The sequence below is a fragment of the Dokdonella sp. genome (assembly GCF_051958935.1).
Classification (GTDB): Bacteria; Pseudomonadota; Gammaproteobacteria; order Xanthomonadales; family Rhodanobacteraceae; genus Dokdonella_A.
The window spans coordinates 1-11422 of the sequence record NZ_JBQCFP010000045.1 but is presented as its reverse complement, the minus strand read 5'-3'; the positions used below and the strand labels follow the sequence as shown (position 1 = coordinate 11422).

12 protein-coding genes and 1 pseudogene are annotated in these 11422 nt (G+C 65.0%); 10 read left to right on the top strand and 3 right to left on the bottom strand.

What is annotated here, in order from left to right; all coding sequences use genetic code 11:
• The 3 genes from ACTHK2_RS04200 to ACTHK2_RS04190 form a co-directional block, all read right to left on the bottom strand.
• A partial coding sequence (locus ACTHK2_RS04200; protein WP_440244441.1) for a DUF4159 domain-containing protein occupies positions 1 to 423 on the bottom strand: 423 nt, incomplete at its 3' end.
• A gap of 97 nt (positions 424 to 520) precedes the next feature.
• Complete coding sequence (locus ACTHK2_RS04195; protein ID WP_440244440.1) at positions 521 to 1855, bottom strand: TldD/PmbA family protein; 1335 nt, start codon at positions 1853 to 1855, stop codon at positions 521 to 523.
• A gap of 20 nt (positions 1856 to 1875) precedes the next feature.
• Entirely contained in the window at positions 1876 to 3510 is a 1635-nt protein-coding gene (locus ACTHK2_RS04190) for a TldD/PmbA family protein (protein ID WP_440244439.1), read from the bottom strand.
• A gap of 182 nt (positions 3511 to 3692) precedes the next feature.
• Here ACTHK2_RS04190 and queD point away from each other — a divergent pair, with 182 nt between their 5' ends.
• The 10 genes and pseudogenes from queD to ACTHK2_RS04140 all read left to right on the top strand — a co-directional run.
• The gene (gene queD, locus ACTHK2_RS04185) at positions 3693 to 4052 is read left to right on the top strand and encodes a 6-carboxytetrahydropterin synthase QueD (RefSeq protein ID WP_440244438.1); all 360 of its coding nucleotides are present in this window, start codon (positions 3693 to 3695) and stop codon (positions 4050 to 4052) included.
• Positions 4053 to 4226: 174 nt separating this feature from the next.
• Positions 4227 to 4622 (top strand): phasin family protein, encoded by a 396-nt coding sequence (locus tag ACTHK2_RS04180; RefSeq protein WP_440244437.1) that lies wholly within the window; start codon positions 4227 to 4229, stop codon positions 4620 to 4622.
• Between the two features lie 524 nt (positions 4623 to 5146).
• Positions 5147 to 5518: an ATP synthase subunit I gene (locus ACTHK2_RS04175; protein ID WP_440244436.1), complete on the top strand. Its 372-nt coding sequence runs from the start codon at positions 5147 to 5149 to the stop codon at positions 5516 to 5518.
• Positions 5519 to 5522: 4 nt separating this feature from the next.
• A complete protein-coding gene (atpB, locus tag ACTHK2_RS04170) occupies positions 5523 to 6395 on the top strand; it encodes a F0F1 ATP synthase subunit A (RefSeq protein ID WP_440244434.1) in 873 nt (290 codons plus the stop codon).
• A gap of 110 nt (positions 6396 to 6505) precedes the next feature.
• Entirely contained in the window at positions 6506 to 6793 is a 288-nt protein-coding gene (gene atpE / locus ACTHK2_RS04165) for a F0F1 ATP synthase subunit C (protein ID WP_277871135.1), read from the top strand.
• Positions 6794 to 6853: 60 nt separating this feature from the next.
• The gene (locus ACTHK2_RS04160; RefSeq protein WP_131996226.1) at positions 6854 to 7324 is read left to right on the top strand and encodes a F0F1 ATP synthase subunit B; all 471 of its coding nucleotides are present in this window, start codon (positions 6854 to 6856) and stop codon (positions 7322 to 7324) included.
• A 3-nt stretch (positions 7325 to 7327) separates the two neighbouring features.
• Entirely contained in the window at positions 7328 to 7861 is a 534-nt protein-coding gene (locus tag ACTHK2_RS04155) for a F0F1 ATP synthase subunit delta (RefSeq protein WP_440244433.1), read from the top strand.
• A gap of 164 nt (positions 7862 to 8025) precedes the next feature.
• Entirely contained in the window at positions 8026 to 9573 is a 1548-nt protein-coding gene (gene atpA, locus ACTHK2_RS04150; RefSeq protein WP_440244432.1) for a F0F1 ATP synthase subunit alpha, read from the top strand.
• 100 nt (positions 9574 to 9673) lie between these two features.
• Positions 9674 to 10537 (top strand): F0F1 ATP synthase subunit gamma, encoded by an 864-nt coding sequence (gene atpG, locus ACTHK2_RS04145; protein ID WP_440244431.1) that lies wholly within the window; start codon positions 9674 to 9676, stop codon positions 10535 to 10537.
• Between the two features lie 147 nt (positions 10538 to 10684).
• Positions 10685 to 11422: pseudogene (locus ACTHK2_RS04140) on the top strand (F0F1 ATP synthase subunit beta); the annotation flags it as partial.

The following is an 11422-nucleotide window of genomic DNA, read 5'->3' as shown; positions in this document are numbered from 1 at the left end:
TCTGGCGAACAGGCCGTCGATGTCGTGGTTGCAGTCGTCGACGAGGACGAAGCCGCCCGCGCGCACGTAGCGTTCGAAATGGCGGCGCTCGTCGGGATTGAACTCGACGAGCTTGTGTCCGGCGAGATAGCAGAACGGCTGCGTCAGCATGCGCGCATCGGCGAGCGGCAACACGCGCTCGTGCGGATCGACGCGCAACGTCGTGTACTGGATCAGCGCATCGAGCAGGTTCGAGGGCATGCGCGCATCGACATCCCAGTCGCCCGACTCGTACATGAGGCGGGTGAACCAGAAGTCGTAGGAGCCGGGATTGGTGATTGGTGATGGGTGATTGGTCGATCCGTCTTGCGCGCGCCCGAGCGGCGTCAGCGCGAAGCCCGCGACCGTGGCCACCATCGAGCGGAGGAATTCGGAGCGGTTCATGGGCGAACCGGGATTGGTGGTCCATGACTCGGAGCGGGATGCGGCCGACGACCATGCCCCGCCACGAATCACGAATCACCAATCCCCAATCACGGCCCTACACCGCATCCGACAGCGACGTGAACGTGAAGTCGCGGATCTTCAGCGGCGGGATCATCATCACGAACGGCGATTCGTCGTCGGCGACGCGCACCGGCTTGCCGATTTCCTCGATGTTGTTGAGCATGATCGCGGGCGACTCGTTGAAGCGGAAGTTCTTGATCGGGTACTTGATCTCGCCGTCCTCGATGTAGAACGTGCCGTCGCGGGTGAGGCCGGTGAGCAGCACGGTCTGCGGGTCGACCAGGCGGATGTACCAGGTGCGCGTGACGAGCACGCCCTTCTTGGTGCCCTTGACCAGGTCCATCGTCGACTTGTCGCCGCCGACCATGATGAGGTTGCCGGGCTGGCCGATCGCCTTCTTGCCCTGCTTCTGCGCCCAGTAGCGCGAATACTGCAGGTATTCGACCTTGCCGTTGGTGACGATCGGCGTCCGCTCGCGCGCGAGACCGTCGTTGTCCCACGGCAGCACCGCGGCATGCTCGTCCCACGGGTCGGCGTACATCGTCACGCGCTCGTCGAACAATTTCTCGCCGAGCTTGTTGCCGCCGCCCTTCTTGGAGAGGAAGCTGCGGCCTTCGTCGGACTGGCGCGCGTCGAAGCCGAACATCATGAAGGAAATCAGGCCCGCGCTCGCGGCCGGCTCCATGATCACGGTGTACTTTCCCGGCTCGAGCGCCTTCGCATCGACCGAACCCTTCGCCTTGCGGATGGCGGTCTGGATTTCGCTCTTCGCGTCGAACTTCGAGACGTCGCCGAGGTTGCGCGCGACCCAGCCCGAGCCATGGCCGTCGTCGGTGCGCACCGTGCAGGTGAAGTCGATGCCGCTCGTCTTCTGGTAGCCGAAGTTGCCCTTGCTGTTCGCGATCGCCGAGAAGGTCTGGCTGTCGGTGAAGAAGCCGGCCGCGACGAGTTTGTCCTTGCGGCACGGCTCGATGCACGCGGCGGCGACGCTGGCCCGGTATTCCGGGGTGATCGCCGCGGTCTTCTCGGAGAAGGTGCCGCTCGCCTTGTAGGCCTGCTTGTCGATGATCGGCACGAACTCGGGATTCTCCGGGGCGAGCCGCGCGAGCTCCTCGGCGCGGCGCACGACCGCCTCGATCGAGGCGTCGTCGAAGCTGTTGATGGTCGCGGTGCCGACGCGCTTGCCGAATGCGACTTCGACCGCGAGATCGCAATCACTGACGCGGCCGCTGGTCGAGACGCTGTTGAGCGCGTAGCGGATGTTGCCGTTGAAGCCGCCGTTGAGCGTGGCGCTGCACTGGTCCGCCTTCGACGCCTTGATCGCCTTGTCGAGGATCGCCTTGGCTTGTTCTTCGGTATAGATGCTCATCGCTGTATTCTCCGCTCCGCTCAGCCAAGGCTGCGCGCGGTATTGATGACGTTGGCGCCATTGAAGCGCGCGGTGCTGGAGCCGTGCGAGACGGCCGAAACCTGGCCCGGCTGGCCCTTGCCGTCGAAGAACGAGCCGCCGAAGCGGTAGTCCTTCTCGTCGCATACGGCCGCGCACGAATTCCAGAATTCCGGGGTGCGCATCTGGTAGGCCACGTCCTCGAGCGGCTGGGTCACCTTGCCGTTCTTGATTTCGTAGAACAGCTGGCCGCCGAACTGCGCGTTGTAGCGCTGCTGGTCGATCGAGAACGAGCCGTCGCCGATGATGTAGATGCCGTTCTCGATGTCCTTGATCATGTCGTGCGGCGACATCGCCTGCTTGCCCGGCGCGAGCGAGACATTGGCCATGCGCTGGAACTGCACGCTCGACCAAGAGTCGGCGTAGCAGCAGCCCTGCGATTCCTTGAGGCCGAGGATGTGCGCCTGGTCGCGAATGACCTGGTAGTTGACGAGAGTGCCGTCCTTGATGAGATCCCAGCGCTGCGTCTTGACGCCTTCGTCGTCGTAGCCGACCGCGCCGAGCGTGCCCTTCTGCACCTTGTCGGCGAAGATCGTGACCTTGTCGCTGCCGTACTTGAACTTGTCGCGCCACTTGTCGAGCGTCGCGAAGCTGGTGCCGGCGTAGTTCGCCTCGTAGCCGAGCACGCGATCGAGCTCGAGCGGATGGCCGACCGACTCGTGGATCGTCAGCCACAGGTGCGAGGGGTCGAGCATGAGGTCGTACTTGCCCGGCTTCACCGTCTGCGCGGTGAGCTTCTCCTTCGCCTGCTTGGCCGCGGCGATCGCGTCTTCCTTCATGTCGTAGGAATCGCCGTAGACGATCGCGCCGCCGGGAAGTTCGACCTTGTCGGCCTTGTTTCCGTCGAGGTACTCGAAGCCCATGCCGCGCGGCGCGGAGAGGCCCGCGCGGATACGGAACTTGCCGGTCTTCTGGTCGACCGCGGTGACCTGCATCGGCGCCCAGATGCGGTGCACGTCCTGGTCGATGTAGGAGCCGTCGGTCGAGGCGAAGTATTTCTGTTCGTTGACGAGGAACAGGATCGAGTTGATGAAGCTCGCGCCGGCCTGCATCGCCGCGGCATTGACGCCGAGCAGCAGGTCGACCTTGTCCTTGATCGGTACTTCCATCGAGTTCTTGACGATCGGCGTGGTCCAGCTGACCTCGCCCACGCCCTTGACCGGGGCGAGCTCGACCGGCTTGGTCTGGATCTTCGAATTCGCCTTGGCGATCGCGACGGCTTCCTTCGCCGCCTTGGCGATCGCATCCGGGCTCATGTCGCTGGTGGCGGCGAAGCCCCAGGTGCCATTGGCGATGACGCGGATGCCGATGCCGCTCGACTCGGTGTTGACGACGTTCTGCACCTTGTCTTCGCGCGTGATGACGAACTGGCGCAGGTAGCGGCCGATGCGCACGTCGCAGTAGCTCGCGCCGCCCGACTTGGCCGCATTGAGCGCGATGTCGGCGAACTTCTTCTTGGTCGCGACGTCGAGCTTGCTGAGCAGGGCTTCGGCCGCGATGACGCGGCCATGCATCGCCGGCAGCAGCAGGCTGCCCAGGCCGATGCCGGTCATCTTGAGGAAGTCACGCCTTTCCATCTGTCCCTCCGGGGGTTCGTTCGCCGCGTACGCGCGTCGGTCGATCTTGTCGGAAGCCCTTCGCGTTGAGACGTGCCAAACGGCATGGCCGGGCGCGCGTGGACATGCGCCCGCGGCACGAGCCGCTCTCCGGCCGACGGACGGCGCGAGGGCCCGCGGCGCGGCTTGCTAGACTTGCGCGCATGGAAATCTCCAAGACCTTCCGGATCGAAGCCGCGCACCGCCTGCCGAACGTCCCCGACGGCCACAAGTGCAGCCGCCTGCACGGGCATTCGTTCGCGATCGCGATCCACGTGAGCGGACCGCTCGACCCGGCGCTCGGCTGGGTCATGGATTACGCCGACCTCAAGGCCGCATTCGCGCCGCTGTACGACCAGCTCGACCATCGCTATCTGAACGAGGTGCCCGGCCTCGAAAACCCGACCAGCGAGCAGCTCGCGCGCTGGATCTGGAACCGGCTCGCGCCGCGCCTGCCGCTGCTCTCGAAGGTCGTCGTCAACGAGACCTGCACCACGGCGTGCGAATACCGTGGGCACGACTGATTTGGCGCAGCGCCGCACGCCTCGCCGGTAATTCGTAATCAACTGAATTGAAACAAAATGGCCGGACAATGATCCGGCCAACCGATGCTCTCGTGCCTCCGCTGTGTTGCGTTGCAACAAAAACCCTGCTAGGATGCCATCCAACACTCCACCCATACCGCAGAGGTATCGAACATGTTCGAGCAGATCAACACGCAGTCCCTTGCGCTCGGCAAGAGCTATGCCGATGCCTTCGTGAAGGCGCAGGGCCTCGCCCTGGCCGGTTTCGAGCGCATCACCGAGCTGAACCTCAAGACCTTCGAGGACCGCGTCAAGGCGTCGGTCGAGTTCTGGACCGAAGCCGCCGAAGTGCGTGACTTCGAAGCCGCCAAGGCGATTTCGGCCAAGGGCGTCCAGCTCGCGAAGGAAAGCGCCGAGAAGCTCTATGCGAACAGCCAGGAAGTCCTCGGCGTTTCGCTCAAGACCTCCGAGGCGATCGGTTCGCTCGCGAAGTCCTCGTTCGAGTCGGTCAACGAGACCGTCACGGACACGCTGAACAAGACTGTCAAGGCCGCCAAGAAGGCCGCCTGATCGGGCAAGTCCCCAGAAAGACGCCGCCGCTACTCCCCTTGGCGTGCGGCGTCGACCTCGAAAGGCCGGGCTCTCTCCCGGCCTTTTTTTTCGCCTGCGACGCAGTTCCCACACAGGCAGGAAACGCAGCGCCGACGGTGGCGTTGCACTGCGGCAAGATGTCGCGCCAGACCGCATTCGGGCCCCGGCTGTCCGCCGTGGCGGACGAGTGGCCGGCTATTCCCGAACGACGCGTCGCCGGCCGGCCCCGATTGGAACCCTGACGCGGGTGAAGCGCATCGGCGCTTTTCAGTAAAAACAAATGCTTGCGCGCGCCCGACGGCCGCAGCGCACGTCCGCATCGGCGAATTCCCCGGACAGCCGCCGTCGTTGGCGCCAGGGAAACACCGCAGCGTCGCGTGCATTCATACTCCTTTTGTTGATTGCGGCGTATACGCGCCCCTTGATAAACTGCGCGGCCTTTTGGAGAGGTGGAGCGCGCCGGGACGCGCGCCGCGACGAACCTCCACCGGCGGGAGCTCCCAGTGCGCAATTCCATCGCCCACGGCTGGCACGTGGCGGCTCGCACGGCAGTCCTGCAGTTCGGCGCAACCCTCGCGGTATCGCTGGTGGTGGTGGCGGGTTTCGGCTGGCGCGTGGGGCTCGCAGCCCTGGCGGGCGGCACCATCGTCTCCGCGGGCAACGTTTTGTTCGCACTGCGCCTGTTCGGCCGCGGCATCGCGCCGCCGCGCAGTGTATTGCGCTCCGCCTGGGCGGCGGAGGCACTGAAGTGGTTCTGGCTGTGCGCGACGCTGTATCTCGCGATAGCCGTGTGGAAGCTGCCGTTCGTCGGACTCATTGCCGGCGTGCTGGCGGCGCAGTTCGCGTTTTGGATCGCCCTCATCGCAACCAGGTAGAACGATGGCCACCGAAGAAGCCGCCGGCTCGGTCAACATGACCGAATACATCCAGCACCACCTGCATCACCTGCAGCTGCGCGTGGGCGACGGCGCTTTCATGACGATCAACCTCGACACGCTGTTCTTCACCGTGCTCGCCGCGCTGACGTTCCTCGTGTTGTTCGTGCGCGTCGCCCGCCGCTCCACCGCGGGCGTGCCGGGCAAGCTGCAATGCGCGATCGAAATGGTCGTGTTGTTCGTCGACGGCCTCGTCAAGGAGACCTTCCACGGCAAGAGCCGCATGATCGCGCCACTGCTGATCACGATCTTCTGCCTCGTATTCCTCATGAACTTCCTCGACCTGCTGCCGATCGACCTGCTGCCGTGGGCGTGGGCGAGCGGTCATGCGCTGTCCGGCCACGATCCCGCGCATGCGTACCTGCGCATCGTGCCGACCGCCGATCTCAACACCACGCTCGGCATGGCCCTCGCGGTCTTCCTGCTGATCCAGTACGTGGGCATCAAGAACAAGGGCGTCGGCAAGTTCTTCGGCGAGTTCCTGACCGCGCCGTTCCACGCCGAGGGCCCCGTCGGCAAGGTCCTGCTGGTCCTCCCGAACCTCCTGCTGCGCCTGATCGAGGAGTGCGTGCGCCCGGTTTCGCTGAGCCTGCGACTGTTCGGCAACATGTATGCGGGCGAGCTGATCTTCATCCTGATCGCGGTGATGACGCTCGGCAGCAGCCTGGGCACGTTCTCGACGTGGCCGCTCGGCATCGGCCAGTTCCTCGCGGATTTCGGCTGGACCGCGTTCCACATCCTGATCATCACGCTGCAGGCATTCATCTTCATGGTGCTGAGCCTCGTGTACCTCAGCATGGCGGCGGAAAGCCACTAGCTCGTGCGTTCATCCTTGAACCGAAGATCAAGAAGCGCTCAGCCGTCGCCTCGCTTTTCAATCGATAGCTTTTCCTTTTTCAACCTTCACCAGAGAAACCGGAGACAACCATGGAAACCATCGCCAACGTCGCACAGGTCGCCGATGTCCTGAGCATGACCGTCATCGCTGCGGCGATCCTGATCGGCCTCGGCGCCCTCGGCACCGCGATCGGCTTCGCGATCCTCGGCGGCAAGTTCCTCGAAGGTTCCTCGCGCCAGCCGGAACTGACCCCGATGCTGCAGACCAAGATGTTCATCGTCGCCGGCCTGCTCGACGCGGTGCCGATGATCGGTGTCGCGATCGCGCTGCTGCTGCTGTTCGCGAACCCGCTGCTCGGCCATATCGGCGCCAAGTAAGAAACCGCAGGCATGCGACGGCCGCGCGATGCGCGGCCCGTCGCGACGCAGGAGCAGACGATGATTCCCAATCTCACCTTGGTCATCCAGGGCCTGGCGTTCTTCGCCGTGGTCCTCATGGTCATGAAACTCGGTTGGCCGCATATCATCGCGGCGATCGAAGATCGCCAGAACAAGATCGCCGAAGGCCTGTCGCAGGCGGAGAAGGCGCGCAAGGAGCTCGCCGATGCCGACGCGCGCGTCGCGGACGAGATCCGCAAGGCGCGCGCGGAAGCGATGCAGATCATCGACAAGGCGCACCAGCAGGCCGCGCAGATCGTCGACAAGGCACGCCAGGACGCGATCGTCGAGGCGACCAAGCAGAAGGCGATCGCCGCGGCCGACATCGAGGCGCAGGCGCACAAGGCACGCGAGGAACTGCGTGGCAAGGTCGCCGCGCTCGCGGTCGCCGGCGCCGAGAAGATCCTCAAGCGCGAGATCGACGCGAATGCGCACAAGTCGCTGATCGACCAGCTCGTCACCGAGATCTGACCGATGTCGACCGCCCTCACCTTCGCCCGTCCGTACGCACGCGCCGCCTTCGAGCTCGCGCGCGCGAACAATGCCCTCGGCGCTTGGGCCGGCAAGCTCGCGTTCGCCGCGCAGGTGGCCGCCGATCCGCGCGTCACCGCGCTGTTCGGCGACCCGCGCGTCGCGCAGGCCGACCTCGCCGCGCTGGTCACGCCGGAAGGCGAAGCGGCGGATTCGCCGTTCGCCGGCTTCGTGCGCCTGCTCGCCGAGAACCGCCGCCTGCCGGTGCTGCCGGAGATCGGCGCGCTGTTCGAGGAGCTCAAGCAGGAAGCCGAGCGCGTGCTCAAGGTGAACGTGCGCTCGGCCACGCCGATCGATGCGAACGAAGCCGCCAAGCTGAAGGACGCGCTCAAGCGCCGCTTCGGCCGCGACATCGAGATCGAGCAGTCGATCGACGCCGACGTGCTCGGCGGCGCGGTGATCGACGCGGGCGAAGTCGTCATCGACGGTTCAGTGCGCGGCCGTCTCGCGCGCCTGGGGCAAGCGCTCACGCAGTAGGAAATCCGGCCTGCCGGCCGATGCCGGCAGGCCGTCGTTTGCACAACGACGTCGGAAGTCAAACGTCGACGATCGAATCGAAGCGGCACTCGACACGATCCGCGACGTTTGACTTTTGACCCCTTGGAACCGTCGCTCGTCGACGAGAGCAGGAACCACACACCATGGCTACGACGATCAATCCGTCCGAAATCAGCGAGCTCATCAAGAGTCGCATCGAGAAATTCAAGCTGTCCGCGGAAGCGCGCAACGAAGGCACGCTGACCGGCGTGTCCGACGGCATCGTGCGCATCCACGGCCTCAACGACGTGATGTCGGGCGAGATGGTCGAGCTGCCGGGCAACACCTACGCGCTCGCGCTCAACCTCGAGCGCGACTCGGTCGGCGCGGTCGTGCTCGGTGACTACGAGCACCTGCGCGAAGGCGACGTCGCCAAGACCACGGGCCGCATCCTCGAGGTGCCGGTCGGCCGCGAACTGCTCGGCCGCGTGGTCAACGCGCTCGGCGAGCCGATCGACGGCAAGGGCCCGATCGGCGCCAAGCAGACCTCGCCGATCGAGAAGGTCGCTCCGGGCGTGATCTGGCGCAAGTCGGTCGACCAGCCGGTGCAGACGGGTTACAAGTCGGTCGACTCGATGATCCCGATCGGTCGCGGCCAGCGCGAGCTGATCATCGGCGACCGCCAGACCGGCAAGACCGCTCTCGCCGTCGACGCGATCATCAACCAGAAGAATTCCGGCATCAAATGCATCTACGTCGCGATCGGCCAGAAGCAGTCGTCGATCGCCAACGTCGTGCGCAAGCTCGAGGAGCATGACGCGCTCAAGCACACGATCATCGTCGTCGCCTCGGCGTCCGAGTCGGCCGCGATGCAGTACATCGCGCCGTACTCCGGTTGCGCGATGGGCGAGTTCTTCCGCGACAACGGCGAAGACGCGCTGATCATCTACGACGACCTCACCAAGCAGGCGTGGGCGTATCGCCAGATCTCGCTGCTGCTCAAGCGTCCGCCGGGCCGTGAGGCGTACCCGGGCGACGTGTTCTACCTGCACAGCCGCCTGCTCGAACGCGCCGCGCGCGTCAACGAGGAATACGTCGAGAAGCACACCAACGGCGCGGTCAAGGGCAAGACCGGCTCGCTCACCGCGCTGCCGATCATCGAGACGCAGGCGGGCGACGTGTCCGCGTTCGTGCCGACCAACGTGATCTCGATCACCGACGGCCAGATCTTCCTCGAGACCGACCTGTTCAACGCGGGCATCCGCCCGGCCGTGAACGCGGGCATCTCGGTGTCGCGCGTGGGCGGTGCGGCGCAGACCAAGATCGTCAAGAAGCTGTCGGGTGGCGTGAAGCTCGCGCTGGCGCAGTTCCGCGAACTCGCCGCGTTCGCGCAGTTCGCCTCCGACCTCGACGCGGCGACGCGTGCGCAGCTCGAGCGCGGCCAGCGCGTGACCGAGCTCATGAAGCAGAAGCAGTACGCGCCGCTGTCGATCGCCGAGCTTTCGCTGTCGGTGTACGCGGCGGAGAAGGGCTTCCTCGACGACCTGCCGCTGAACAAGGTGCTGCCGTTCGAAGCCGCGCTGCACGCGCACTTCCACGCCAACTACGGCGACCTCATGAAGAAGATCGTCGAGACCGGCGACTGGAACAACGACATCGAGGCCGCATTCAAGAAGGGCCTCGAAGAGTTCAAGAAGACGGGGTCCTGGTAAAGCCGTGATTCGTCATTCGTGATTCGTGATTCGCAACAGCGGATCACGGACACGAATCACCAATCCCGAATCACCAATCACGAACGGGCGTAGCGAGCAGATGGCAGGCGCAAGAGAAATCCGCACCAAGATCAAGAGCGTCGCGAACACGCGCAAGGTCACGCGCGCGCTCGAGATGGTCTCGGCCTCGAAGATCCGCAAGGCGCAGGACCTCATGAAGGCCTCGCGCCCGTACGCGCGCCTGATGCGACAGGTCATCGGCCACATCGCGCACGCGAACGTCGAGTTCCAGCACCCGTTCCTGGTCGCGCGCAAGGACGTCAAGCGCGTCGGTTACGTGATCGTGTCGACCGACCGCGGCCTGTGCGGCGGCCTCAACTCGAACATGTTCCGCAAGCTGCTCGGCGAGATCCGCGGCTGGCAGGACAAGGGCGTCGAGGTGGACGTCGTCTGCATCGGCCAGAAGGCGACTCAGTTCTTCCGCCGCCTCAAGGTCAACATGCTCGGCTCGGTCACGCACCTCGGCGAGAAGCCGCAGATCGCCCAGCTGATCGGCGTGATCAAGGTCGTGCTCGACGCCTACACCGAAGGCCGGATCGATCGCCTGCACCTCGCCTACAACGACTTCGTCAACACGATGACGCAGAAGGCGACCGTCGACACGCTGCTGCCGCTGCCGCCGTCGCCGGAACTGCCGACGACGCATTCGTGGGACTACATCTACGAACCGGACGCTGCGGTCGTGCTCGAGCACGTGCTGACGCGCTACATCGAGTCGCTGGTTTACCAGTCGGTGCTCGAGAACCTCGCCAGCGAGCATGCGGCGCGCATGGTGGCGATGAAGAGCGCCTCGGACAATGCGACCAAGGCGATCGGTTCGCTCACGCTCGTCTACAACAAGGCGCGCCAGGCGGCGATCACGCAGGAAATTTCCGAAATCGTCGGTGGTGCAGCAGCCGTCTGACGACGGTTGCGTCACTCGTGATTGGTGATTGGTGATTGCACGGTCACCCCGCATTTTCCAATCACGAATGACGAATCACCAATCACGAAGTCCATCCAGATGGCAGTTGCCATCCGAACAGAACAAAGTTAACCGGAGCAATCCACAATGAGCCAGGGCAAAGTCGTACAGATCATCGGCGCCGTCGTCGACGTCGAATTCCCGCGCGAATCCGTGCCGAAGGTGTACGACGCGCTCAAGGTCGAAGGCACCGCCTCGCCGATCACGCTCGAGGTGCAGCAGCAGCTCGGTGACGGTGTCGTGCGCACGATCGCGCTCGGCTCCACCGACGGCCTCAAGCGTGGCCTGGTGGCGCGCAACACGGGCAAGGCGATCAGCGTGCCGGTCGGCACCGCGACGCTCGGCCGCATCATGGACGTGCTCGGCAACCCGATCGACGAAGTCGGTCCGATCGACGCCAAGGACAGCTGGGAAATCCATCGCGCGGCGCCGTCGTACGACGAGCAGGCCGCGGCGAGCGAGCTGCTCGAAACCGGCATCAAGGTCATCGACCTCGTCTGCCCGTTCGCCAAGGGCGGCAAGGTCGGCCTGTTCGGCGGTGCCGGCGTCGGCAAGACCGTCAACATGCTCGAGCTCATCAACAACATCGCGACCCAGCACTCGGGCCTCTCGGTGTTCGCGGGCGTCGGCGAGCGCACGCGCGAAGGCAACGACTTCTACCACGAGATGATCGACGCGGGCGTGGTCAAGCTCGACGACAAGACGCAGTCGAAGGTCGCGATGGTGTACGGCCAGATGAACGAGCCGCCCGGCAACCGCCTGCGCGTCGCGCTGACGGGCCTCACCATGGCCGAGTACTTCCGCGACGAGAAGGACGCGAACGGC

Bases quoted from the DNA above. Each gene is read 5' to 3' on its own strand.
- atpE (WP_277871135.1), top strand. From the start codon at position 6,506: ATGGAAACCATCGCCAACGTCGCACAGGTCGCCGATGTCCTGAGCATG.
- atpB (WP_440244434.1), top strand. From the start codon at position 5,523: ATGGCCACCGAAGAAGCCGCCGGCTCGGTCAACATGACCGAATACATC.
- ACTHK2_RS04160 (WP_131996226.1), top strand. From the start codon at position 6,854: ATGATTCCCAATCTCACCTTGGTCATCCAGGGCCTGGCGTTCTTCGCC.
- queD (WP_440244438.1), top strand. From the start codon at position 3,693: ATGGAAATCTCCAAGACCTTCCGGATCGAAGCCGCGCACCGCCTGCCG.
- ACTHK2_RS04155 (WP_440244433.1), top strand. From the start codon at position 7,328: ATGTCGACCGCCCTCACCTTCGCCCGTCCGTACGCACGCGCCGCCTTC.
- atpG (WP_440244431.1), top strand. From the start codon at position 9,674: ATGGCAGGCGCAAGAGAAATCCGCACCAAGATCAAGAGCGTCGCGAAC.
- ACTHK2_RS04190 (WP_440244439.1), bottom strand. From the start codon at position 3,510: ATGGAAAGGCGTGACTTCCTCAAGATGACCGGCATCGGCCTGGGCAGC.
- ACTHK2_RS04180 (WP_440244437.1), top strand. From the start codon at position 4,227: ATGTTCGAGCAGATCAACACGCAGTCCCTTGCGCTCGGCAAGAGCTAT.
- ACTHK2_RS04195 (WP_440244440.1), bottom strand. From the start codon at position 1,855: ATGAGCATCTATACCGAAGAACAAGCCAAGGCGATCCTCGACAAGGCG.
- atpA (WP_440244432.1), top strand. From the start codon at position 8,026: ATGGCTACGACGATCAATCCGTCCGAAATCAGCGAGCTCATCAAGAGT.